This window comes from Streptococcus sp. V913 (assembly GCF_054353455.1).
In genome coordinates this window covers 260,914-286,061 of sequence record NZ_JBTHHX010000001.1, presented here as the reverse complement: position 1 = coordinate 286,061, position 25,148 = coordinate 260,914, and the positions used below count along the sequence as shown (strand labels likewise).

The 25,148-nt window shown below is 41.2% G+C and carries 23 protein-coding genes; 16 read left to right on the top strand and 7 right to left on the bottom strand.

Going from position 1 to position 25,148, the window contains the following annotated elements; translation table 11 throughout:
* Positions 1-28: 28 nt before the first annotated feature.
* From rimM to ACXYSL_RS01390, 3 genes are read left to right on the top strand one after another with little or no spacing between them, the layout of a single operon-like run.
* On the top strand, positions 29-547 hold the full coding sequence (rimM, locus tag ACXYSL_RS01400; protein WP_458623760.1) for a ribosome maturation factor RimM: 519 nt from the start codon (positions 29-31) through the stop codon (positions 545-547).
* Positions 537-1,256, top strand: a complete 720-nt coding sequence (trmD, locus tag ACXYSL_RS01395) for a tRNA (guanosine(37)-N1)-methyltransferase TrmD (RefSeq protein WP_458624007.1) — start codon at positions 537-539, stop codon at positions 1,254-1,256. Before rimM ends, trmD begins: the two co-directional genes overlap by 11 nt.
* Positions 1,257-1,267: 11 nt before the next feature.
* Positions 1,268-1,606 (top strand): ATP cone domain-containing protein, encoded by a 339-nt coding sequence (locus ACXYSL_RS01390; RefSeq protein WP_458623759.1) that lies wholly within the window; start codon positions 1,268-1,270, stop codon positions 1,604-1,606.
* Positions 1,607-1,633: 27 nt separating this feature from the next.
* On the opposite strand, the gene ACXYSL_RS01385 is transcribed toward ACXYSL_RS01390, so the two are convergent.
* Positions 1,634-1,954 carry a hypothetical protein gene (locus tag ACXYSL_RS01385; protein WP_001248070.1) on the bottom strand — a complete coding sequence of 107 codons (321 nt, stop codon included), beginning with the start codon at positions 1,952-1,954 and terminating at the stop codon, positions 1,634-1,636.
* Between the two features lie 97 nt (positions 1,955-2,051).
* Here ACXYSL_RS01385 and ACXYSL_RS01380 point away from each other — a divergent pair, with 97 nt between their 5' ends.
* Complete coding sequence (locus ACXYSL_RS01380; protein WP_084920649.1) at positions 2,052-2,270, top strand: YdbC family protein; 219 nt, start codon at positions 2,052-2,054, stop codon at positions 2,268-2,270.
* Between the two features lie 17 nt (positions 2,271-2,287).
* Here ACXYSL_RS01380 and ACXYSL_RS01375 read toward each other — a convergent pair whose 3' ends face one another.
* On the bottom strand, positions 2,288-2,863 hold the full coding sequence (locus ACXYSL_RS01375; RefSeq protein ID WP_458623758.1) for a TetR/AcrR family transcriptional regulator: 576 nt from the start codon (positions 2,861-2,863) through the stop codon (positions 2,288-2,290).
* Positions 2,864-3,592: 729 nt separating this feature from the next.
* Here ACXYSL_RS01375 and ACXYSL_RS01370 point away from each other — a divergent pair.
* A complete protein-coding gene (locus ACXYSL_RS01370) occupies positions 3,593-8,647 on the top strand; it encodes a Cna B-type domain-containing protein (protein WP_458623757.1) in 5,055 nt (1,684 codons plus the stop codon).
* Between the two features lie 85 nt (positions 8,648-8,732).
* On the opposite strand, the gene ACXYSL_RS01365 is transcribed toward ACXYSL_RS01370, so the two are convergent.
* Both ACXYSL_RS01365 and gor read right to left on the bottom strand, forming a co-directional pair.
* On the bottom strand, positions 8,733-9,269 hold the full coding sequence (locus tag ACXYSL_RS01365) for a biotin transporter BioY (protein ID WP_458623756.1): 537 nt from the start codon (positions 9,267-9,269) through the stop codon (positions 8,733-8,735).
* A gap of 143 nt (positions 9,270-9,412) precedes the next feature.
* On the bottom strand, positions 9,413-10,759 hold the full coding sequence (gene gor, locus ACXYSL_RS01360; protein ID WP_458623755.1) for a glutathione-disulfide reductase: 1,347 nt from the start codon (positions 10,757-10,759) through the stop codon (positions 9,413-9,415).
* A gap of 266 nt (positions 10,760-11,025) precedes the next feature.
* Here gor and ACXYSL_RS01355 point away from each other — a divergent pair, with 266 nt between their 5' ends.
* The 4 genes from ACXYSL_RS01355 to metG all read left to right on the top strand — a co-directional run bounded on the left by ACXYSL_RS01355 (position 11,026) and on the right by metG (position 16,289).
* A complete protein-coding gene (locus tag ACXYSL_RS01355; protein WP_458623754.1) occupies positions 11,026-12,210 on the top strand; it encodes an efflux RND transporter periplasmic adaptor subunit in 1,185 nt (394 codons plus the stop codon).
* The gene (locus ACXYSL_RS01350; RefSeq protein ID WP_061598264.1) at positions 12,194-12,895 is read left to right on the top strand and encodes an ABC transporter ATP-binding protein; all 702 of its coding nucleotides are present in this window, start codon (positions 12,194-12,196) and stop codon (positions 12,893-12,895) included. Before ACXYSL_RS01355 ends, ACXYSL_RS01350 begins: the two co-directional genes overlap by 17 nt.
* 1 nt (position 12,896) lies before the next feature.
* Positions 12,897-14,156, top strand: coding sequence for an ABC transporter permease (locus ACXYSL_RS01345; protein ID WP_458623753.1), 1,260 nt, complete (start codon positions 12,897-12,899; stop codon positions 14,154-14,156).
* A 135-nt stretch (positions 14,157-14,291) separates the two neighbouring features.
* The gene (gene metG / locus ACXYSL_RS01340) at positions 14,292-16,289 is read left to right on the top strand and encodes a methionine--tRNA ligase (protein WP_458623752.1); all 1,998 of its coding nucleotides are present in this window, start codon (positions 14,292-14,294) and stop codon (positions 16,287-16,289) included.
* Between the two features lie 16 nt (positions 16,290-16,305).
* Here metG and ACXYSL_RS01335 read toward each other — a convergent pair whose 3' ends face one another.
* The 3 genes from ACXYSL_RS01335 to coaA form a co-directional block, all read right to left on the bottom strand.
* On the bottom strand, positions 16,306-16,839 hold the full coding sequence (locus ACXYSL_RS01335) for a DNA topology modulation protein (RefSeq protein ID WP_181186867.1): 534 nt from the start codon (positions 16,837-16,839) through the stop codon (positions 16,306-16,308).
* 52 nt (positions 16,840-16,891) lie between these two features.
* Entirely contained in the window at positions 16,892-17,128 is a 237-nt protein-coding gene (gene rpsT, locus ACXYSL_RS01330; protein ID WP_001274000.1) for a 30S ribosomal protein S20, read from the bottom strand.
* A 67-nt stretch (positions 17,129-17,195) separates the two neighbouring features.
* Positions 17,196-18,116: a type I pantothenate kinase gene (gene coaA / locus ACXYSL_RS01325; RefSeq protein WP_045617327.1), complete on the bottom strand. Its 921-nt coding sequence runs from the start codon at positions 18,114-18,116 to the stop codon at positions 17,196-17,198.
* 234 nt (positions 18,117-18,350) lie between these two features.
* On the opposite strand from coaA, the gene ACXYSL_RS01320 reads away from it, so the two are divergent.
* The 7 genes from ACXYSL_RS01320 to ACXYSL_RS01290 all read left to right on the top strand — a co-directional run bounded on the left by ACXYSL_RS01320 (position 18,351) and on the right by ACXYSL_RS01290 (position 25,147).
* Positions 18,351-18,941, top strand: a complete 591-nt coding sequence (locus tag ACXYSL_RS01320) for a class I SAM-dependent methyltransferase (RefSeq protein WP_458623751.1) — start codon at positions 18,351-18,353, stop codon at positions 18,939-18,941.
* Positions 18,938-20,215, top strand: a complete 1,278-nt coding sequence (locus ACXYSL_RS01315) for a pyrimidine-nucleoside phosphorylase (protein ID WP_458623750.1) — start codon at positions 18,938-18,940, stop codon at positions 20,213-20,215. The genes ACXYSL_RS01320 and ACXYSL_RS01315 overlap by 4 nt, the downstream gene beginning before the upstream one ends.
* A 24-nt stretch (positions 20,216-20,239) precedes the next feature.
* A complete protein-coding gene (deoC, locus tag ACXYSL_RS01310) occupies positions 20,240-20,902 on the top strand; it encodes a deoxyribose-phosphate aldolase (protein WP_458623749.1) in 663 nt (220 codons plus the stop codon).
* On the top strand, positions 20,889-21,278 hold the full coding sequence (locus tag ACXYSL_RS01305; protein ID WP_084940612.1) for a cytidine deaminase: 390 nt from the start codon (positions 20,889-20,891) through the stop codon (positions 21,276-21,278). The genes deoC and ACXYSL_RS01305 overlap by 14 nt, the downstream gene beginning before the upstream one ends.
* Before the next feature lie 89 nt (positions 21,279-21,367).
* Positions 21,368-22,423 carry a BMP family lipoprotein gene (locus ACXYSL_RS01300; protein ID WP_001036153.1) on the top strand — a complete coding sequence of 352 codons (1,056 nt, stop codon included), beginning with the start codon at positions 21,368-21,370 and terminating at the stop codon, positions 22,421-22,423.
* Between the two features lie 137 nt (positions 22,424-22,560).
* A complete protein-coding gene (locus ACXYSL_RS01295) occupies positions 22,561-24,096 on the top strand; it encodes an ABC transporter ATP-binding protein (RefSeq protein WP_268704141.1) in 1,536 nt (511 codons plus the stop codon).
* Positions 24,089-25,147 (top strand): ABC transporter permease, encoded by a 1,059-nt coding sequence (locus ACXYSL_RS01290; protein ID WP_000038645.1) that lies wholly within the window; start codon positions 24,089-24,091, stop codon positions 25,145-25,147. Before ACXYSL_RS01295 ends, ACXYSL_RS01290 begins: the two co-directional genes overlap by 8 nt.
* Position 25,148 lies beyond the last annotated feature (1 nt).

The following is a 25,148-nucleotide window of genomic DNA, read 5'->3' as shown; positions in this document are numbered from 1 at the left end:
AAGGATAGAAATAGATATAGGAGACAAGATGAACTACTTTAATGTTGGAAAAATCGTTAATACGCAAGGTTTGCGGGGTGAGATGCGTGTCTTGTCTGTGACGGATTTTGCCGAGGAACGTTTTAAAAAAGGGGCAGAGCTGGCTTTATTTGATGAAAAAGATCAGTTTATCCAAACAGTGACCATCGCTAGCCACCGTAAGCATAAGAATTTTGACATTATCAAATTCAAAGATATGTACCATATCAATGCGATTGAAAAGTACAAGGGTTATAGTCTCAAGGTCGCTGAGGAAGATTTGAACGATTTAGATGATGGTGAATTCTATTATCACGAGATTATCGGTTTGGATGTTTACGAGGGGGAAAACTTGATTGGAACCGTCAAGGAAATCCTGCAACCAGGTGCCAATGATGTCTGGGTGGTCAAGCGAAAAGGCAAGCGAGATTTGCTTTTACCTTACATTCCGCCAGTAGTTCTCAATGTTGATATTCCAAACAAGCGGGTTGATGTGGACATCTTAGAAGGGTTAGATGATGAAGATTGATATTTTAACCCTCTTTCCAGAGATGTTTTCTCCGTTGGAACACTCGATTGTTGGAAAGGCTCGAGAAAAAGGGCTCTTGGATATCCAGTATCATAATTTCAGAGAATATGCTGAAAAGGCCCGTCATGTTGACGATGAGCCATACGGAGGCGGTCAGGGGATGTTGCTCCGAGCCCAACCTATTTTTGATGCCTTTGATGCTATTGAAAAGAAACATCCCCGCGTCATTCTTCTTGATCCTGCTGGGAAACAGTTCGATCAAGCTTACGCTGAGGATTTGGCTCAGGAAGATGAACTGATCTTTATTTGTGGTCACTATGAAGGGTATGACGAGCGCATCAAGACCCTGGTAACCGATGAGATTTCCCTAGGAGACTATGTCTTGACTGGAGGAGAATTGGCGGCCATGACCATGATCGATGCGACCGTTCGCCTGATTCCTGAAGTGATTGGCAAGGAGTCTAGCCACCAAGATGACAGTTTTTCTTCGGGACTCCTCGAATATCCTCAGTACACACGTCCTTATGACTATCGTGGCATGGTGGTTCCAGATGTGCTCATGAGTGGACACCATGAAAAGATTCGTCAGTGGCGACTGTATGAGAGCCTAAAGAAAACCTACGAGCGCAGACCTGACTTGCTAGAAAACTATCAACTAACAGCCGAAGAAGAAAAAATGCTGGCTGAAATCAAAGAAAACAAAGAATAAAGGAGAACCTTATGCAAGTAATCAAACGTAATGGAGAAATTGCTGAATTTGATCCAGATAAAATTTACCAAGCTGTCCTAAAAGCAGCTCAAACCGTTTATGTTTTGACAGATGATTTGCGTCAAAACCTTGCACAAGTTACTAAAAAAGTCGTTTTGGACTTGGAGGAAGCAAAAGTGGAACGTGCGACTATCAGCATGATCCAGTCAATGGTTGAGCACCGCTTACTTGGAGCTGGCTACATTACCATTGCAGAGCACTATATCTCTTATCGCTTGCAACGCGATTTGGAGAGAAGTGGTTATGGCGACCATATCTCCGTTCATCTTCATTTTGAACAAATCCGTTAAGAAAAAGAGTGGGATGCAATGAACATCTCACTCTTTCTTAAATAGACTTTTCTGAGCTTGTTGTACGGTTGAGGGAACAAAACGAAGCCGTTTAATATCACTGATACGAATGATTCGAGTCACGTTTTTTGAAAAATTCTTGACGATAATTTGTTGGCGATTGGCGTCGTGTTTGATAATATCACCCGTAAAACTTGTTTCTGCAAGTATCACATGAACAGCCGTCTTTTTCTGGATGGCTTGTTCAATCATAGCAGTGAGGGAGTTGTCCTCGATTTGAGGATGATCATCATTCCCATTGAGAAAACTATGTAGTTTATCTAGAACTAGTTGGAATGCCTGTCTCATAGAATCCTCCCTCCTTACATATCCACATTATATAAAATTTTTCTAAAAACTACAAGATTTTTCGAATAATCTAATGAAAACTTAAAAGGAGAACAAAATGGCAGAATTTACATTTGAAATCGAAGAACACTTACTGACCCTGTCTGAAAATGAAAAAGGATGGACCAAGGAAATCAATCGCGTCAGCTTTAATGGAGCCCCTGCAAAGTTTGACATTCGCGCTTGGAGCCCAGATCATACTAAAATGGGCAAGGGAATTACTCTTACAAATGAAGAATTTCAGGTAATGGTGGATGCCTTTAAAGGTGGGAAATGAGAGAAGGATAGTGAATTTTACTCACTATCCTTTTCTTGTAAAATCATATAGTCTCGAAGAGATATTGTTGTTAATAGGAGAAACGTTTTTTTAAACTTTTCTGGTGGAGTAGGGTTCTCTTTTCGTATCCAAGCTTCAATAAAAGTGATAATCATGTTTGTGACGACATAGGTCATGTCATCTTCACTAAAGTCAAATTCCTTGTTGTAGTGGACATTCTTTAGAATCCATTTTGAATAAGTATCTCTTAGGAACTCCTTCCAACCAGGATCTGCTTGAGTTATAAAAAGTGTTCGAATGATATTCCTATTTTCATAGATCAAAGGAATCGCAAAATTTGCAAAACACTCAATCGGATTTCCATCCCTTCTTGAACAATAATTATTAAATATCTGGAAAATTTGTTGATCTGCTTGTTCGTGAATATATTTGATAATATCATCATAGTTATGAAAATGTTTTTGATAAATCGCTTGTCTTGAAATACCCGCTTTTTTAGCAATTTCACTCATTGTGAAGGAACTACTTTGAGGATTTTGTTTAGCTAGTGATATAAAAGCAGAAATGATAGAATTTCGAGTATCTTTAGTCATAAGCGCCCTTTCTATGAAATAAATTGTGAATAGGTATCGATTAAAATATTAGATAAAATTGACAACTTAAAAGAAACTGTTGGTAAAGAATTACAGCGATAAAATATTTTAATATTGTTTATATTACTAGATAAATTATAACATAGAATCAACAATTCTCCTAATGAATGATATAAAAAGTGTCTATTTTGCTAAACTATAATAGGAAAAATAATGTAATAAAAACTTTAAAATGATGTATAAAGAACAAAGTGTGCATTGCATAATATATAATTTAAAACTATCCATCTTCCATGAGCTTATTCTAGATTATATTTTAGAAAATGTTTTTGTTGATAATATACCTTGAAATTTATAATATTTGAGAACTTTTATAATCCAAATACCTTAAACACCAATATGAACTCACTATGTATGTCATGATGGAAGTAGACAAACTGTAAATTTTTTCTTTAAGGAATATTCATGAAAAATTAATATAATACTTGAGGTTATGGTATAATAAGATGAATGATATTTTGCGAGTTTTCATTCATAAGTGAGTAAGAAATCCTATTAAAGATTAAATTAAATCATTACTTTGAGCAGTATTACTAGCCATAGCAAGTAACCGTCGCAGCTACCATAGGAAGAGTCTTATGGTAAATCTAGCAATTGAAAGGGGTGTTGCCTACTGAACAGATGTGACATACTTCTCAATTAAATTTAATCAAATAGAAAGGATTTTTTATGGATAAACTAAAGAAAGTACTAGGTTTTCTAGTATTCCCTCTTTTGCTATTGCTGATGTTCTTCCCGACAGGTGAAGCACATGCTGCAACTGATGTTACCGATAAGGCCCATGTCGAGAAGTTGGAGATTACTATAGCATCTACAGGAAGCAAGACTGAAGGAATTCATGGTTCAAATGATACTTCGATGAAATTGAAATATTCAGGTGAATTCTCATTCCCTGGTGTACAGGCGAACGTGATTAAGCCTGGAGATTACTTTATCGTAAAGGCTCCAGATAACTTGAGTTTGACGGATGGTAGTCTGGATTTGATTGATTCGACGTCAAATATCAAAATGGGGACTGTCCAGGTGGATAATGCTAACCATCGGCTGGTATTTACCTTCAATGACAAGGTGAAGGACAAGCAGAATATCCGTGGGGACTTTGTTGCAGAAGCAACTGAAACACTCCAAAAAGAGGGGAAAACGGTTACTTATGTTTTGCCAGATGGTAAAACACAGACCATCACGTATAAAGTGGATAAATATGAACAGACTGACGTGATTGGAGAAACTATTACAAAGTACGGTTATAACGATAACAATAAGGCGAGAGCACATTTTCAGATGAAGATTAATCGCGCTAAGAAAGATATGACTGGACATGTGGTGAAGATTACAGATGACGTTTCAAAGGGAGCCTTTGCTAACTATGTGGAAGGTACTTTCTCTCTGCATGAAGCGGAATTCAAAACGACGAATACGAATTCATCTGCTCTTAAACATTTAGGTGATGAATACGAAATCACAACCGATCCGGAGGTATACAAGGCTAACTCAGATAAAAAAGCTTTGTTGACCTTTGTCAACGGGAAACGAGGATTTGAGTTGCTCATGCCGACTAATATGGGAACAAAGAGCTTTTTCTTAACGTATGATACGTCCTCACCAGCAGATACTTCAACGATAAGTAACTCAGCGCAGTACTTGATTGATAACCAACCACAACTTATTTGGGAAAAATACGGAGGTAGTACCGGAACCAGAACAGAGGCAACGTTTAATTTAAAGTCGGTTAAATCTGTAGGTGCAACTGTTACTGCTGATATTGCTGGAAAGATCAAAATCACAAAATACGATGAAGCGGATGCAGATGTTAAGTTGGCAGGCGTTGTCTTTGAAATCCGTGAGAAAACCACTAATAATTTGGTTGATACCGTTACAACAGATAAAGACGGAATTGCTCTTTCAGAGGCTCTCAGTGATGGTAAGTATATTGTTAAAGAAAAAACTCCTAAATCAGGCTATCAGGTAAATAGTCAAGAGTTTGAAGTGGAGATGAAAGATGGAAAAGGTGTTCCCCTCAATATCTCTAACAAACGTGTGACAGTTGACTTTGAAGCAACCAAGACTTGGAAAAACGGAAAAGCAACTGACTACAAAGAAGTCAAACTCGGTTTGTATGTGCACAAAGAAGGACAAACTGTTGCAGATGCAAAACCTGTTACTGGGAACTACACCCCTGAAGTGACAGAGTCTAATGGTGTTTACACTTATAAATGGAAAAATCAACTTCCTGAACGTGATGTTGATGGAAGCAAGCTAGTTTATTCTGTTCGAGAACTTGAAAATCAGACGGGTCTTCCTCTGAAAGAAGGAGAGAAAGTCAAAGTAGGCGACAACAGCTATGTTGTATCCTATAACGGAAACAACAAAGTCACCAACACTTACGAAGTTCCAAAGACAAACGTGACGGCTAAGAAAATCTGGGTTGGCGGTCAGGAACATATTCGTCCAACTGTCTACTTCAAACTCTATCGTACGCCAGAAGGTGGAGCGATTGAAGAAGTAGTTGGTGTTAGTCAAAAAGAAGTTCCCAAAACAGATGGAACTATAGAATGGACAGACCTTCCTGCGACAGATGAGCACGGTGTGAAGTACACTTATAGTGTGATGGAAGTCGATGAAGATGGCAATCTTGTCACTGCTGTAGATGGTTATACAGCCAATCAAACAGCTGATTTAACTGTCACAAACACCTATGGTACTTCACCAACTAAGGCTGATATTGAAGTCAAAAAAGAATTGGTGGGTGGTCGTCCAACACCTCTTCAAAACGAAGAATTTGAATTTATCTTGAAAGACAAAAATGGCCAAGAAGTTCAAAGAGCTAAGAACGATGCAGCTGGTCGCGTAGTCTTCAAAGATATTCCTTTCGATAAAGCGAGTGAACACGAATTTACTGTTGTTGAAGTGAATGCTGGTCAAACCATCGATGGTGTGACTTACGATGTTAGAACAGTACCAGTCACAGTAAGTGTAACAGATGATGGAAAAGGTAAACTGGTTGCGACAGTATTGTATCATCCTATTACTGCTGTGGCACTTCCGTCAGCTAATTTGGTCTCTTCAGCACCTAGTTCTAATCTTGTACCATCACTTACTGATGCAGTGAATAGAGCTACTGATGGTGGAATTCAGACATTCAAAAATACTTATAAAGCAACTAATGCTAAGGTCATTCTTGAAGTAACTAAGCAGTTGACTGGTCGTACGACAGGAGCTCAAGAAAATGAGTTCGAATTTACGTTGACAGACCAGGCTGGTAATGTTGAAACAGCGAAGAATGATGCAGATGGAAAAGTTAAGTTTCATGAATTGACCTTCGATGAAGCAGGTACTTATACTTACACTATCAAGGAAGTAAAAGCTGGGACAACTGAAAATGGTATCACCTACGATGCCAAGACCGTCACAGCTACAGTAACTGTAACCGATGATGGTCAAGGTAAATTGCATAAAACGGTTGAATACCGCAGTGATGCAAGTGATGGTAGCACAAGTTTCACTAATGTTTACACACCAGCTAAAACACAGGTTCCAGTGAAGAAAGTTTGGAATGATGGCGAGAACCAAGATGGCAAACGTCCGGGCTCTATTACTGTTAAACTTCTAGCAGATGGTGTTGAAACTGGTCAAACACGTGAATTGAATGCTGCGAACAACTGGCAAGCTATTTTCACCGATCTGGATGCAGATAAAGGTGGCACTCCAATCGCCTATACAATCGAAGAAGTTTCAGTCGCAGAATATGAGTCTAAAGTAACAGGAGATGCCTCAACTGGCTTCACCATTACTAATAGCTACACACCAGGTAAGACTCAAGTACCAGTGAAGAAAGTTTGGAATGATGCCGAGAACCAAGACGGCAAACGTCCAGATTCTATCACCGTTAAACTCCTTGCCGATGGTCAAGACACAGGTAAGACCCTCGAACTCAATAAAGACAATAACTGGTCAGGAAGCTTCACAGATCTTGATGTGAACAAAGCTGGTAAAGCGATCAAGTACACTATCGAAGAAGTTTCAGTCGCAGAATATGAGTCTAAGGTAACAGGAGATTCCACAACTGGTTTCACTATTACCAATAGCTACACACCAGGTAAGACTCAAGTTCCAGTGAAGAAAGTTTGGAATGATGCCGAGAACCAAGACGGCAAACGTCCAGATTCTATCACCGTTAAACTCCTTGCCGATGGTCAAGACACAGGTAAGACCCTTAAACTCAATAAAGACAATAACTGGTCAGGAAGCTTCACAGATCTTGATGTGAACAAAGCTGGTAAAGCGATTGCCTACACAGTAGCAGAAGTAACTGTTACTGGATATACTCCTGACGTTACTGGAGATGCAACCTCAGGATTCACCATCACAAATAGCTATTCTCCAGAAAAAGTTGTTGTAAAAGCAACCAAGAACTGGGATGATGCGAATAACCAAGATGGCAAACGTCCAACTAAGATTACAATCAATCTTTTAGCAGACGGTGAGAAAGTTGATTCAAAAGAGATTCAAGCTGCACCAGACGGCACTTGGTCTGTTGAATTTACAAATCTTGCAAAATATAAGAATGGTAAAGAGATTAAATACACTGTAACAGAAGAAAAAGTTTCAGAGTATGAATCTTCTATTACTGACTTTAATATTACCAACAAGTATACTCCAAAAGCAATCGACTACAAGGTAACAAAAGTATGGAACGACGCGAACAACCAAGACGGCAAACGTCCTGAGTCCGTAACGGTTCAACTTTATAAAAAAGTAGGAGATGCAGATCCAGTAGCTGTTGAAGGTAAGAAATTAACCTTGACAGCTAAGGATAAGACAGACGCTAACACTTGGGTAGCATCCTTCACAAATCTTCCACAATACGAAGCTGGTAAAGAAATCACTTACTCAATCAAGGAAGTAGATGTACCAGCTGGTTACAAAGAGTCTGTGACTGGTCAAGTGGTGACAAACACTCATGACATAGAAACAGTCGTTCTTTCAGGAACTAAGGTGTGGAAAGATAACAACAACCAAAGCGGCAAACGTGCAGATAAAGTGAAAGTTCAAATCTTTAAGGGTGAAGGCGAAAAAGCTGAACTCGTTCAAGAAATTGAAGTTTCAGAAGCAACTGGTTGGAAGTTCGAATCAAAAGCACTTCCTAAGTATGAAAATGGTACAGAAATCAAGTACACTGTCAAAGAAGTGGCTGTAAAAGAATATACCTCAACAGTTACTACGGACAAAGATGGTAAGTACACAGTTACCAATGAATACACACCAGAGAAAACATCTGTAAAAGGTAAGAAGATCTGGAAAGATGAAGAGAACAAAGACGGTATCCGTCCAGCATCTATCACAGTGAAACTTCTTGCCGATGGTCAAGACACTGGTAAGACTGCGGTAGCTTCAGAAGCAACTGGTTGGACTTATGAGTTTACAGGTCTTGAGCGTTATAAAGATACTAAAGGTACAGAATTCAAGTACTCTGTAGAAGAAGTGCCGGTTGAAGGTTATTCATCTAAAGTAGAAGGCTTCAATATCACAAATACACACACTCCAGAAAAACCAACACCAGGTAAACCAAATGAACCAGGAAAACCAAATGAACCAGGAAAACCAGGTCCAAAACCTCAACTTCCTAACACTGGTGAAAAAGCATCTAGCGCAGCAGTAGTTGCAGGACTTGCTTTGATGGCAGTGACTAGTGGATTGTACTTTGTAAGCCGTAAAAATAAATAATCTCTAAAAGAGAGTTAATTTTCAGTTAGTTCTTAGGAAGTAATTTGAAAGGAAATAGTCCAGAACGCTTGTTCTGGACTATTTTTTATCTTGAAAAATAAGTAAGGCTTTTCAATCGTTTGAGTAGTGGACGGCTAATGAAACTAATGGCAATAATCTTACCAAGATCAGGGAGGATAAAGGGAAGGACACCAACTGCTAGCGCCTTATCAGATGGCATCCCAGCAAGGAAGTGGAGGCTGAAGATACCTCCGACAAAGACCAGGGAGTCACCCAAGAGGTTGGCTAGGAAAATGCGAATGTAGCCACTATTTTGATGGATAAGATAAGATGTAATTCCCGCATAGACAAGGTCGAACCACAGATAGCCTGCGCTTGGACCGACTAAAACGTGAAATCCCGCACCACCCCCTGCAAAGACAGGTAAACCAATGGCTCCCAGCAGGAGATAGAGAGCTACAGATAGAACGGATTCCCTGGGTCTAAAAACAGTAGCAATCAGACCAATTGCAAAGTTTTGCAAAGTAAAGGGTACAGGACCGATAGGGAGACTGATTTGTGCCAATACGGCGATGAGAGCAGCACCGATAGCAGGGATAGCATAGATATGAGCTTTTTTCAAAACTGTTAACCTCTTTTCAAAATTATAGTAACTATTATACTAATTCAGAAAGAAAAGTCAACCTATTCTTCCGATCAAGGTAACAATTTTGTAACAGCCGATTTTGCAAGTAAAAAGAGACCTCTCGAGGTCTCTTTTAGTATTTAGCGCATAGTCACAAATTCTTCTGAAGCGGTTGGGTGGATAGCTACTGTAGCGTCAAAGTCTGCCTTGGTTGCTCCCATCTTGATGGCAACAGCGAATCCTTGAATCATCTCATCCACTCCGTAACCGAGTCCGTGAAGGCCAACAACTTTTTCGTCAGCACCGGCGGTGATGAGTTTGAAGCGAGATTCCTGACGATGGCTTGTAACAGCAGAGTACATAGATGCAAAACTTGACTTGTAGACTTTGATGTTATCTTGGCCGTATTCTTTGATAGCTTGATCCTCGGTTAAACCAACCGTTCCGATTGCTGGGTGGGAGAAGACAACAGTAGGGATAGTTGAGTAGTCCATCTTGGCATTTGTTTTTCCGTTGAAAAGACGTTCAGATAGGGTGCGTCCTGCCTTGATGGCTACTGGGGTCAGTTCTTTCTCTCCAGTAACGTCTCCAAGGGCGTAGATGCCATCTACAACTGTATTTTGATACTCATCCACTTGGATAAATCCACGTTGGTTGAGTGTAACGCCGGCCTTTTCTAAATTCAGACCATCTACATTTGGACGACGACCGGTAGCCCAGATAACTTGGCTTGCAATGTGACTAGAACCGTCTTCAAAATGAATCGTAATGCCTTGCTCCGTTTCTTCGAGCTTGACGGGTACCTTGTGTGTGTGTAAAGGTAGACCTGTTTTTTCCATTTCATTGACAAGACCTTCAACGATGTAGCTGTCAAAAGTGCGCAAGGGACGATCGCGACGGACAAACAAATCAGTTTTTACTCCTAGTGCGTGGAGAACACCTGCTAATTCAACGGCGATATAGCCAGCTCCAAGAATCGCAACGGATTCAGGAAGTTGCTCCCAAGCAAAGACATCGTCTGAGCTACCACCGAGTTCAGCTCCAGGGATAGTTGGGATGCTTGGGCGAGCACCAGTCGCAATCACGATATGTTTGGCACGAATCAATTCACCATTAACGCTGACTGTGTGGGAATCAACGAAATGAGCACGACCTTCAATCAGATCAACACCGTTGCGCTTGAAACTTCCATCATAAGACGAGCGGGCACGATCGATGTAGGCTTCACGATTTTGACGAAGTTTTGCGAAATCAAATTGAACATCTGAACTTGTAAAACCATAGTCAGGACCGTAGTGGTGGAAGCTTTCAGCGATTTGCGCTCCATACCACATGATTTTCTTAGGAACACAGCCAACGTTGACACAAGTTCCACCTAATTTTTTCTCCTCGATAACAGCTGCTTTAGCACCGTGTTCGCCAGCTCGGTTCATGGTGGCAATGCCACCGCTCCCTCCACCGATGGCAATGATATCATATTCTCTCATAGAAAACTCCTTATAGCTTTGATAGTCATATTCTATCGTTTTTACTTTTTGAATGCAAAAATCTGCTACGATAAAAAAATTATAAAAACGCTTGCCAAATTCCAAAAGATATTGTATTATATATCTAGCACAATAATCCAAAAAACGAATACCGAACGAAATAATGATCCTGAATTGTCATTGTTTCCATCTGAACTGTCATTGTTTGGGTTTGGTGTTTCTGATATAATGGTTTTTGTAAGGCAAAAGAATAAAGGAGCTTAAAAATGAAAAGAAATAAGAAGGCAAAAAAATGGCAATTATACACAGCGATTGGTGTTGCCAGTGCTATTGTTATCGGTGCTGCGGGGATTTTGATTTTTAGACAACCTTCCCAGTCAGCAGTCAAGGATGAAACCTCTCATATCGTTACTGCTAAGGAAGGTTCCGTTGCTTCATCGGTTCTCTTGTCAGGTACGGTTACAGCAAAAAATGAACAATACGTTTATTTTGATGCTAGTAAGGGAGATTTAGATGAAATTCTTGTTTCGGTTGGGGACAAGGTCGAAGAAGGGCAAGCTTTGGTCAAATACAGCAGTGCGGATGCTCAAGCTGCCTATGATGCAGCAGATCGTGCAGTTGCAAAGGCAGACCGTCATATCGAGGAGTTAAACAAAGCTCGTGAAAATGCATCAGCTGCACCAGCTTCTCCACAGGTTCCAACAGAAGCTGGACTCCCAGAACAAGCGCAAGCAGCGACTTCTTCAGTATCTTCTATTGATTCTCAAATCAGTGATGCCAAGGATAACCGTGCAGATGCTGTGGCTCAGCTCAACAAGGCTCAAGCTCAGCTAGATGCTGCAACTGTCCTCAGTACACTAGAAGGGACTGTAGTTGAAGTTAATCGTAATGTTTCCAAAACGCCAACAGGTAATAGCCAAGTGGTAGTACATGTCGTAAGTAATGAAAACTTGCAGGTCAAAGGGGAGTTGTCTGAATACAACCTTGCCAACCTTTCTGTAGGCCAAGAAGTTACCTTTACTTCGAAGGTTTACCAAGATAAGAGCTGGACAGGAAAAATAAGCTATATTTCTGATTATCCTAAAAACAATGGAGAAGCAGCAAATGCAGCCCTTGGAGGGAATACTGGATCTAAGTACCCTTATACTGTTGATGTGACCAGCGATATCGGTGAGTTGAAACAAGGCTTCTCTGTCAGTGTGGAAGTCAAAAACAAGAGTAAAGCCCTCCTTGTTCCTTTGACAAGTGTCGTTACCGAAAATGACAAAAACTATGTCTGGATCGTTGACGACCAGAAAAAAGCGAAGAAGGTAGAAGTTGCTTTGGGGAATGCGGATGCAGACAACCAAGAAATTACTTCAGGTTTGACAGACGGAGCCAAGGTCATCAGTAATCCAACATCTTCCTTGGAAGAAGGAAAAGAGGTGAAGGCTGATGAAGAAACTAATTAGTCTCAAAAATATCTGTAGAAGTTATCGAAATGGTGACCAAGAATTGCAGGTCCTTAAAAATATCAATCTAGAAGTTCATGAAGGTGAGTTTGTTGCCATTATGGGACCATCTGGTTCTGGTAAGTCTACGTTGATGAATACCATCGGAATGTTGGATACACCAACTAGTGGAGAGTACTACCTTGAAGGTCAAGAAGTGGCAGGTCTTGGAGAGAAACAACTGGCCAAGGTCCGCAACCAGCAAATCGGCTTTGTCTTTCAGCAGTTCTTTCTCTTGTCCAAGCTCAATGCGCTTCAAAATGTCGAATTGCCCTTGATTTACGCTGGTGTTTCGGCTTCAAAGCGTCGGAAATTGGCGGAGGAATTTCTGGAAAAGGTTGAGCTAACGGAGCGCAGTCAGCATTTGCCTTCCGAGTTATCAGGTGGTCAAAAGCAACGTGTAGCGATTGCGCGTGCTTTGGTAAATAATCCCTCTATCATCCTAGCAGACGAACCCACAGGAGCCTTGGATACCAAGACAGGAAATCAAATCATGCAACTGTTGGTGGAGTTAAACAAGGAAGGGAAGACCATTATCATGGTCACGCATGAGCCTGAGATTGCCGCCTATGCCAAACGCCAAATTGTCATTCGTGATGGTGTCATCTCGTCTGACAGTGCTCAGGTAGAAAAGGAGGAAAACTAAGATGCAGAATCTGAAATTTGCCTTTTCATCCATCATGGCCCACAAGATGCGTTCCTTCCTCACCATGATCGGGATTATCATCGGAGTTTCGTCTGTCGTTGTCATCATGGCTCTGGGAGACTCCATGTCTCGTCAGGTCAATAAAAACATGACCAAATCACAGAAGGATATCCATGTCTTTTTCTCTCCTATCAAAAGCAAGGACGGTTCCTTTACGCAGAAACAATCCGCTTTGACAGTCAGTGGGAAAGAAGAGGATGTTCATGTTGAACCACCAAAACCACTAGAATCCTGGGTCAAGGAGGCTGCTAAACTCAAAGGAGTAGACAGTTACTATGTCACTAACTCGACTAACGTCACCCTGTCTTATAAGGATAAGAAGGTTGAACGAGCGACTCTGACAGGCGGAAATAGCACCTACATGAACGCAGTTGAAAATGAAATCGTTGCGGGTAGAAGTCTAAGACCGCAAGACTACAAGGAGTTTGCCAGTGTGATTTTGCTGGACGAAGAACTAGCCAAGAGTTTGTTCGATAGTCCAGAAGCTGCGGTTAATCAAGTCATCTCTGTCAATGAATTTAGTTACCGTGTGATTGGCGTTTATTCGAGCAATGAAGCCAAAACTGCTAAAGCCTTTGGGATTGGTGGTCTTCCAATTACGACCAATATCTCTCTTGCAGCCAATTTTAATACTGATGAAATCTCGAACATCGTCTTTCGTGTCAATGATACTAGTCTAACGCAGACCTTAGGTCCGGAGTTGGCTCGAAAACTGACTGAGATTGCAGGTCTTCAGCAAGGGGAGTACCAAGTTGCGGATGCCACTGCCGCCTTCCAAGAAGTGCAACAAATCTTTGGCTTTATGACCACTGTTATCAGTGCCATTGCAGGGATCTCTCTTTTTGTGGGAGGAACAGGTGTCATGAATATCATGCTAGTCTCGGTGACAGAACGTACGCGTGAGATTGGTCTGCGGAAGGCTCTCGGAGCTACACGGGCTAATATCTTAGTACAGTTTTTGATTGAGTCCATGATCTTGACCTTACTAGGTGGTATCATTGGCCTAGTAAGTGCAGCAGGCTTGACAATGTTAGCAGGTATCTTGTTGCAAAATATGATTGCAGGTATCGAAGTTGGGGTTTCCCTCCCAATTGCTCTCTTTAGCTTGGCTGTATCAGCCAGCGTTGGTATGATTTTCGGAGTCTTGCCGGCCAATAAAGCCTCTAAGCTCGATCCGATTGAAGCCCTTCGTTATGAATAAGATATAGAGCAGAAAAAACAAGATGGACATTTGTCTGTCTTGTTTTTGTATGGATTTTCCTATCGAAAATCACTAAAAATATGATATAATGAAGTGTTAGAAAAACAGGTTTCATTTGCCTGGAAAGGAAAAATTATGTCTGAAAAGAATTTTTATATTACAACACCGATTTACTATCCATCTGGTAAACTTCATATCGGTTCTGCCTATACTACCATCGCTTGTGATGTCCTAGCTCGCTACAAACGCCTTATGGGCTACGATGTCTTTTATTTGACAGGTCTTGACGAGCATGGTCAGAAAATCCAGCAAAAAGCGGAAGAAGCTGGTATCACACCTCAAGCTTATGTTGATGGGATGGCGGTTGGAGTCAAAGAACTCTGGAAATTACTCGATATCTCATACGATAAATTCATCCGTACAACTGATGATTACCATGAAAAAGTAGTGGCTCAGGTCTTTGAACGTTTGCTTGCTCAAGATGATATCTACTTGGGTGAATACTCTGGCTGGTATTCAGTCTCAGATGAGGAATTCTTTACAGAAAGCCAGCTTGCGGAAGTTTTCCGTGACGAAGCTGGAAATGTGACGGGTGGTATCGCTCCATCAGGACATGAAGTGGAGTGGGTTTCAGAAGAGTCTTATTTCCTTCGCCTCAGCAAATACCAAGACCGTTTAGTTAAATTTTTCAAATCGCACCCTGATTTCATCACTCCAGATGGTCGTCTTAATGAAATGTTACGTAACTTCATCGAGCCTGGTTTGGAAGATTTGGCAGTATCTCGTACAACCTTTACCTGGGGTGTGCCAGTGCCATCTAATCCAAAACACGTTGTCTACGTATGGATTGATGCCCTGCTAAACTATGCGACAGCTCTTGGCTACGGTCAAGATGAACATGGTAACTTTGACAAGTTCTGGAATGGAACAGTATTCCACATGGTTGGAAAAGACATTCTTCGTTTCCACTCTATCTACTGGCCAATCCTTCTGATGATGTTGGATGTAAAATTGCCAGATCGTTTGATTGCCCACGGTTGGTTTGTCATGAAAGACGGCAAGATGTCTAAGTCAAAAGGGAATGTCGTTTACCCTGAAATGCTGGTAGAGCGTTATGGACTGGATCCACTTCGTTACTATCTCATGCGTAGCCTTCCAGTTGGTTCAGACGGAACCTTCACTCCTGAAGACTATGTAGGTCGAATCAACTATGAATTGGCAAATGACCTTGGAAACCTTCTTAACCGTACGCTTTCTATGATTAACAAGTACTTTGATGGTCAAATCCCTGCCTATGTAGAAGGAGTGACAGAGTTTGACAATGCTCTTGCTGACGTTGCAGAGCAATCTATCGCTGACTACCATACACACATGGAAGCAGTCGACTATCCACGTGCTTTGGAAGCAGTCTGGACTCTTATCTCTCGTACTAATAAATACATTGATGAGTCTGCTCCATGGGTCTTGGCTAAGGACGAAGCTCTTCGTGATCAGTTGGCAAGCGTTATGAGCCACTTGGCAGCTAGCCTTCGTGTTGTCGCTCACTTGATTGAGCCATTTATGATGGAAACCAGTCGTGCGGTCATGACTCAGCTTGGATTGGCAGAAGTTTCTAGCCTTGAAAACTTGAGCTTGGCTGATTTGCCATCAGGTGTAACTGTAGTAGCTAAAGGAACACCAATCTTCCCACGTCTGGATATGGAAGAAGAAATCGCCTATATCAAGGAACAAATGGAAGGTAATAAACCAGCAGTCGAAAAAGAATGGAATCCAGATGAAGTCGAACTCAAACTAAACAAAGAAGAAATCAAGTTTGAAGACTTCGATAAGGTTGAAATCCGTGTCGCAGAAGTTAAGGAAGTTTCTAAAGTAGAAGGTTCTGACAAGTTGCTTCAATTCCGCCTAGATGCTGGCGATGGTGAAGATCGTCAAATCCTCTCAGGAATTGCGAAATACTATCCAAATGAACAAGAATTGGTCGGCAAGAAAGTCCAAATCGTTGCCAACCTCAAACCCCGTAAGATGATGAAAAAATATGTCAGCCAAGGGATGATCCTCTCAGCTGAACATGATGGCAAATTAACCCTTCTCACAGTTGATCCAGCTGTACCAAACGGAAGTGTGATTGGCTAAAAGCAAAAAACCAACGTTAGGCACGTTGGTTTTTCTTGTTACGTGTGAGATTTTCTAAAAAGTAATCTATCTTCTTTTGCGACCTGAGAACAATTATTTTCTCTGGATAGGTTTCTTGAACCCCCTTATAGCATTCCTTAGCGGATTTGCTCCGCCCATCCCAGAGAATCCATCGGATAAACTCCCAGTCAAAGCGTTCAGGACAGCCTGCTGCCATGCTTTCTCGAACTTGACCTCTGTATTTGAGATAACGCTTAAAGGCCCTCAGTAAGCAAGTCCATGGTGAAAAATTGAGAAAGATGATTTGGTCAGCTTTTAGCATTCTTTCCTCGTAATAACACCAAGAGTAGTTGCCATCGATGACCCAGTCTGAGTGATTGTTTAGAAAGCTTTTCATCTCGGATTTCATCCAATCACGGTCACTGTCTTGCCAATCTGGTTGAAATTGGAGGGTGTCCATATGCAGTTTGGGAATGGAGTAGTAGTTAGATAACTTTTCTGCTAGAGTTGACTTACCAGCACCAGAATAACCGATGATTGCGATTTTCATTTTCTACCTTTTCTGATTAGAGGTCAAAAAAACAGCCTCTATGGACTGTTTCTTATTTAGCAAGTTTAGCTGAAAGACGAGCTTTATCGCGACTTGCTTTGTTTTTATGAATCAAACCTTTAGTTTCTGCTTTGTCGATAGCTGAACTAGCAGCACGGAAAAGTTCTTCAGAAGGGTTTGCTTCGAAAGCTTTGATAGCAGTACGCATAGCTGATTTTTGAGCTGAGTTTTTTTCGTTTTGTTTAACGTTCAATTCAGCGCGTTTGATAGCTGATTTAATGTTTGCCAATGTTCTTACCTCCATATTTACTAACTATACTATTATATCTGAAAACTTATGTTTTGACAAGGGGAAATTATTTTTTTAGGTAAATTTCATCGATTTCATGGTTTTTAGCCTTGTGGAGAATAACCTCGGCCCGATTCCTTGTTGGTTCAATATAGTTTTGTAGATTTGTAAGGTTGATATCACTCCATACTTGGTGGGCAAAAGACTCTACTTCCTCTATTGGCATTTGCGTAAAGTGGTGATAGTAGCTGTCTGGATCGTTTTGTGCAAAGCTAAGGAGTTTTAAAAATCGGTCTAAATACCAACTCTCAATGTCCTCAACAGCAGCGTCTACATAGATGGAAAAATCAAAAAAGTCGGTGATGTAAAGGCGCTCATTTTGAGGATTTTGAAAGACATTGATGCCTTCAACAATCACAAAATCTGCAGCCTTAACACGTTGTTTCTCCCCAGGAACAATATCATAAACCTCGTGAGAATAGACGGGGATATCAACATCCTGTCCATTTTTTAAGCGATCAAGAAAATTCAGTAAGGCTTCCATGTCATAACTCTCTGGAAAGCCTTTGCGATTTAAGATTCCTTGGTCTATTAACGTTTGATTGGGATAGAGAAAACCATCGGTCGTCACTAACTCCACAGTAGCGTCAGTCACTGTACGAGACAGAAGGATTTGCAGAAGTCGGCTAGTTGTTGATTTTCCTACAGCAACACTTCCTGAAACACCGATGATGAAGGGCTGAGATTTACTCTCTCTTTGGAGAAAAATTCCCTTAGAAAAGGCTAAATCCTCTTTGGTGCGTTTGTAAATTTGGATGAGATGAGCTAATGGTAAATAAATATCTGTCACATCTTGCAGGCTGATTTGGTCATTAAAGCTCTTGATGGATTCTAACTCTTCCTCTGTCAAGGGAGGGGTTGTCTTGCGATGCAAGGACTGCCAGGTTTCACGGCTGATTTTTTCAAAATGTAAAAATTCGTTGGTCATATTTTTTCCTCGTTCGATATTTTAGTATATCATATTTCTCATCTAAAGAGAGAATGAAATTCGATATTTCTCATTCTGATTCTTGAAAGTTGCTATAAGTTGCTCTAAAAGATCAAAAATAGAGGAAGTAATACAAAAATCTTTTAATTATTGTCATAACAGATTTAGTTTGTTTGTTGAATTTTAGCTTTGTAAACGGTGTTAAAAAACCTTAAAATATGCTAAAATAGTTTTATGAGTAAAATGTATTATGCAGAAAATCCAGATGCTGCTCACGACATTCATGAGTTGCGAGTAGAATTGTTGGGACATAAAATGACCTTTTTAACGGACGCAGGTGTCTTTAGTAAAAAGATGGTTGACTTTGGTAGTCAGCTTTTACTGAAGTGTCTCGAGGTTGAAAAAGGCGAGCGGGTGCTAGATGTCGGCTGTGGGTACGGTCCCCTAGGGATTTCTTTGGTCAAGGCTTACGGAGTTCAAGCAACCATGATCGATATCAATAATCGTGCTTTGGACTTGGCGCGAAAAAATGCTGAGAGAAACCAAGTTTCAGCAACTATTTTCCAATCCAATATCTATGAACAAGTTGAAGGGAAGTTTGACCATGTTATTTCCAATCCGCCGATTCGAGCGGGCAAACAGGTTGTTCATGAGATTATCGAAAAGAGCAGAGATTTCTTGAATGACGGAGGAGATTTAACCATTGTCATTCAGAAAAAACAAGGAGCTCCAAGTGCTAAAAGTAAGATGGAAGACGTTTTTGGCAATTGTGATATCGTAAAGAAAGATAAGGGATACTATATCCTTAGAAGTGTGAAAGAATGAGAGCAGTTGATTTAATCCAAAAGAAACGAGATGGTCAAGAACTGACTACGGCTGAAATAAAATGGTTGGTAGAAGGCTATGTGGCTGGAACTGTCCCAGACTATCAAATGTCTGCTTTTGCTATGGCTATTTATTTTAAAGGAATGACCACACGTGAGATCTCTGACCTGACCATGAATATGGTTAAGACGGGGCAAGAGTTTGATTTGTCAGCCATAGAAGGTATCAAAGTAGATAAACACTCGACAGGTGGTGTTGGTGATAAAGTGACCTTGATTTTAGCACCTTTAGTAGCCAGTTTTGGTGTGCCAGTAGCCAAGATGAGTGGTCGGGGACTAGGACACACTGGCGGGACCTTAGATAAGTTGGAAGCAATCAAGGGCTACCAAGTGGAGCGCAGTCAAGAAGATTTCATTCGTCAGGTACAGGACATTGGTGTATCTGTCATTGGGCAGTCAGATCAGCTGGTTAAAGCAGACAAACTTCTCTATGCTCTTCGTGATGTGACAGCAACTGTCGATACCATTCCTTTGATTGCTAGTTCTGTCATGAGTAAGAAAATTGCTGCTGGAGCAGATGCCATTTTGCTAGACGTGACTGTTGGTGAGGGTGCCTTCATGAAGACTGTCGATGAGGCGCGTGAATTGGCTCAAACCATGGTCGATTTGGGTAAGGCTGTTGGAAGAAAGACAGTAGCAGTCATTACTGATATGAGTCAACCCTTGGGACGAGCCATTGGCAATCGTCTTGAAATTCTTGAGGCAATCGAGATTCTCCAAGGAAAAGGTCGAGAAGATATCAGTCACTTTATTTGTGAACTAGCTCAGATTATGCTTGGTTTGGCAAATGTTGAGAAGACAGTTGAAGAAGTACGTCAACACCTTGAAAACGGCCAAGCGCTGGCTAAGTTTGAAGAAATGGTGGCGGCTCAAGGCGGTGATTTAGAAGATCTCTATCGCCCGGTAAATGTTGAACATGTAGTGGATATCCCGGCCCAAGAGTCAGGTGTTATTTCAGCCCTTCCAGCGATGGAATTTGGTCTCTATGCCATGAGATTGGGAGCTGGTCGCGCAGTCAAGTCTGATGATTTAGACTATGAAACTGGAATCGTTTTTGAGAAGAAGGTTGGGGACTCCGTTCAAAAGGGAGAAATTGTCGCAAAAGTTTATACAAATGGAAAAATTTCCCCACAACTAGTTACAGAATTCCAAAAATATGTTAAAATAAATGACAGAGTGAAACGTTTGCAGGAAATTATTGAAATCATCTCGTAAAAAAAGAGAGGAGTCTGAAAATAAATGAAGTTAAATAAATACATAGATCATACGCTCTTAAAGCAAGATGCAACTCAAGAACAAATCGATCGTTTGCTATCTGAAGCGCGTGAGTATGACTTTGCCAGCGTTTGTGTTAATCCCACATGGGTAAAACATGCGAAAACAGGACTTGAAGGCTCAGATGTAAAGGTTTGTACAGTAGTTGGTTTCCCCTTGGGAGCGACAACTTCAGCTGTAAAAGCTTTTGAAACCAAGGAAGCTATCCAAAATGGTGCAGATGAGATTGATATGGTTATCAATGTCGGTGCCCTCAAATCAGGCAATCTTGATTTAGTTGAATCGGACATCCGTGCTGTTGTAGAAGCAAGTGGTGACAAGTTGGTTAAGGTCATTATTGAAGCTTGCTTGTTGACAGACGATGAAAAGGTTGTGGCTTGCCAATTATCCCAGAAAGCAGGTGCTGACTTTGTCAAAACATCAACTGGATTTTCAACTGGTGGTGCCACTATAGAGGATGTTCAGTTGATGCGTAAAACAGTCGGACCAGATATGGGAGTTAAGGCTGCTGGTGGAGCTCGCTCATATGCAGACGCTCTTGCCTTTGTGGAAGCAGGCGCTACTCGTATTGGAACATCAGCTGGTGTGGCAATTTTAAAAGGAGAATTAGCAGATGGCGACTACTGAGTTGATTGACTTAGCAATTGAAACCAGCAAGCAAGCCTATGTACCCTATTCTCATTTTCCTGTTAGCGCTGTTCTAGTGGCGAAAGATGGTAACGTTTATACAGGTGTTAATATTGAGAATGCTAGCTATTCTTTGACAAACTGTGGAGAGCGTACAGCGATTTTCAAAGCAGTTTCCGAAGGCCAAAGAGAGTTTTCAGAGTTGATTGTCTATGGACAGACTGAAAAACCCATCTCGCCATGTGGTGCTTGCCGCCAGGTCATGGTTGAATTTTTTGAAAAAGATCTAAAAGTGACCTTAGTCGCTAAAGATAAATCGACGGTCGAGATGACGGTCGGGGAGTTACTTCCATACTCTTTTACAGACTTAAACTAGTCTGAGTCACTCTTTGAGTGACGCGGTCCTTGTGGCCAACCAATCCATACTTGCAACATCGTTGCACATCTTATTTAGGAGGTTCAGTAATGAACAAGAAACAATGGCTAGGCCTTGGTCTAGTTGCAGTGGCAGCAGTTGGACTTGCTGCATGTGGTAACCGCTCTTCTCGTAACGCAGCTTCATCTTCATCAGAAATGAAGACCAAAGCAGCGATCGTAACAGATACTGGTGGTGTTGATGATAAATCATTTAACCAATCAGCTTGGGAAGGTTTGCAAGACTGGGGTAAAGAACACAATCTTTCTAAAGATAAAGGTTATACTTACTTCCAATCAACAAGCGAAGCAGACTATGCTAACAACTTGCAACAAGCGGCTGGAAGTTACAACCTGATCTTCGGTGTTGGTTTTGCACTTCACAATGCAGTTGAAGAGGCAGCAAAAGACCACTCTGACTTAAACTATGTCTTGATTGATGATGTGATCAAAGATCAAAAGAATGTTGCGAGCGTAACATTTGCTGATAACGAAGCAGCTTACCTTGCTGGTGTTGCAGCAGCTAAAACAACTAAAACAAAACAAGTTGGTTTTGTAGGTGGTATCGAATCTGAAGTTATTTCACGTTTCGCTGCTGGATTTAAGGCTGGTGTTGAGTCAGTAGACCCATCTATCAAAGTACAAGTTGACTATGCTGGTTCATTTGGTGATGCTGCCAAAGGTAAAACAATTGCAGCTGCTCAATACGCTGCAGGTGCAGACGTTGTCTACCAAGCAGCTGGTGGTACAGGTGCTGGTGTCTTTGCTGAAGCAAAATCTTTGAACGAAAGTAAAAATGAAGACGAAAAAGTTTGGGTTATTGGTGTAGACCGTGACCAAGCAGCAGAAGGTAAATACACTTCTAAAGATGGTAAAGAATCAAACTTTGTTCTTGTATCTACATTGAAACAAGTTGGTACAACTGTAAAAGATATTGCCAACAAAACAGAAAAAGGTGAATTCCCTGGCGGACAAGTTATTGTCTACTCATTGAAGGATAAAGGGGTTGACTTGGCAGTAACAAACCTTTCAGAAGAAGGTAAAAAAGCTGTTGAAGACGCAAAAGCTAAAATCCTTGACGGAAGCGTAAAAGTTCCTGAAAAATAATGGATAAAAGTCATTTCTTAGGAAGCGACCATCGGTCGCTTCTTTAAGAATTGAGGCAATTTTTTGTCTCAATAGAACTTGTTAACACGATTAGCAGGTTTTATTGAAACAAAATAAACCTCGGAAAGGAAAAGCATATGGCACACGAAAATGTCATTGAGATGCGGGATATTACCAAGGTGTTTGGTGAATTTGTAGCGAACGACAAGATCAACTTGCAACTGCGAAAAGGTGAAATCCATGCACTTTTAGGAGAAAATGGAGCGGGTAAATCCACTCTGATGAATATGCTGGCAGGACTTCTCGAGCCAACTAGTGGTGAAATTGCCGTGAATGGTCAAGTTGTCAAACTAGATTCACCTTCTAAAGCCGCTAGTCTTGGAATTGGGATGGTTCACCAACATTTTATGTTGGTTGAGGCTTTTACAGTAGCTGAAAATATCATTTTGGGGAGTGAAATCACTAAAAATGGTGTGCTAGATATAGCTGAAGCTACTAAAGAAATCAAGGCTCTTTCTGAACGTTATGGTTTGGCAGTGGATCCTGCTGCCAAGGTGGCAGATATTTCCGTTGGTGCTCAACAACGTGTAGAAATCTTGAAGACACTTTACCGTGGTGCTGATATCCTCATCTTTGACGAACCTACGGCAGTATTGACTCCTTCAGAGATTGATGAGTTGATGGCTATCATGAAAAACCTTGTTAAAGAAGGAAAATCCATTATTTTGATTACCCATAAACTGGATGAAATTCGTGCGGTATCCAATCGAGTGACGGTTATTCGTCGTGGGAAATCAATCCAGACGGTGGAGATTGCAGGGGCAACCAATGCGGACTTGGCAGAGATGATGGTGGGACGTTCTGTCTCCTTCAAAACGGAGAAACAGGCACCACAACCAAAAGAAGTAGTCTTGTCTATCAAAGACTTGGTTGTTAATGAAAACCGAGGTATACCAGCTGTGAAGAATCTTTCTTTGGATGTTCGTGCTGGTGAAATTGTCGGTATTGCAGGTATTGATGGCAATGGCCAATCTGAACTCATTCAAGCCATCACGGGTCTTCGTAAGGTTGAGTCTGGTAGTATTGAATTAAAAGGCAAATCAATCGTAGGGATGCACCCTCGACAAATTACGGAACTCAGTGTAGGGCATGTTCCTGAAGACCGCCACCGTGATGGTTTGATTTTGGATATGATGATTTCAGAAAATATCGCTCTTCAAACCTACTACAAAGAACCACTTAGCAAGAATGGTATCTTAAACTATGCGAATATCACTTCACATGCCAAAAAATTAATGGAAGAATTTGACGTCCGTGCGGCGAGCGAATTTGTCCCAGCAGCAGCTCTTTCAGGGGGAAATCAACAAAAAGCGATTATCGCTCGTGAGATTGATCGTGATCCTGATCTCCTTATCGTCAGCCAACCAACTCGTGGTTTGGATGTCGGTGCCATTGAATATATCCACAAACGCTTGATTGAAGAACGTGATAACGGAAAAGCTGTGCTTGTTGTCAGCTTTGAATTGGATGAGATTTTAAATGTTTCAGACCGAATTGCTGTTATTCATGATGGGAAGATTCAAGGTATTGTGTCGCCAGAAACGACTAACAAACAAGAACTTGGTATCTTGATGGCAGGTGGAAACTTGGGAAAGGAGAAGGATGATGTCTAAAAAGTTACAACAAATTTCGGTTCCCTTGATTTCCGTATTCTTAGGAATCTTGCTCGGAGCCATTGTCATGTGGATTTTCGGCTACGATGCTATCTGGGGTTATGAGGAGTTGTTCTATACAGCTTTTGGTAGTCTCCGTGGGATTGGTGAAATTTTCCGTGCCATGGGTCCTCTTATCTTGATTGGTCTGGGGTTTGCAGTTGCTAGTCGTGCAGGTTTCTTTAACGTTGGACTTCCTGGTCAGGCACTAGCGGGTTGGATTCTTAGTGGTTGGTTTGCTTTGTCGCATCCGGACATGCCACGCCCAATGTTGATTTTAGCGACCGTAGTAATTGCTTTGATTGCAGGTGGGATTGTAGGTGCTATTCCAGGTATTCTCAGAGCTTATTTAGGTACATCAGAGGTTATCGTAACCATTATGATGAACTATATTGTTTTGTACGTAGGGAATGCCTTTATTCATTCTTTCCCGAAAGACTTTATGCAAAGTACAGACTCAACGATTCGTGTGAGTGCCAATGCCACTTATCAAACACCATGGTTATCTGAGTTAACTGGCAATTCTCGTATGAATATCGGAATCTTTTTTGCCATCATTGCTGTTGGTGTGATTTGGTTCTTGCTCAAGAAAACGACTCTCGGTTTTGAAATTCGTGCAGTTGGTCTCAATCCCCATGCCTCAGAGTACGCTGGTATTTCAGCAAAACGTACAATCATCCTATCAATGATCATCTCTGGTGCATTAGCTGGTCTTGGTGGAGCGGTCGAAGGTCTTGGAACCTTCCAAAACGTTTACGTTCAAGGTTCATCATTAGCTATCGGATTTAACGGGATGGCGGTTAGTTTGCTTGCTGGGAATTCACCAATTGGGATTCTCTTTGCAGCCTTCTTATTTGGCGTTCTACAAGTTGGTGCGCCGGGTATGAACGCTGCGCAAGTTCCGTCTGAACTTGTCAGCATTGTAACAGCGTCCATTATCTTCTTTGTCAGTGTTCACTATATTATCGAACATTTTGTCAAACCAAAAAAACAAGTTAAAGGAGGTAAGTAAG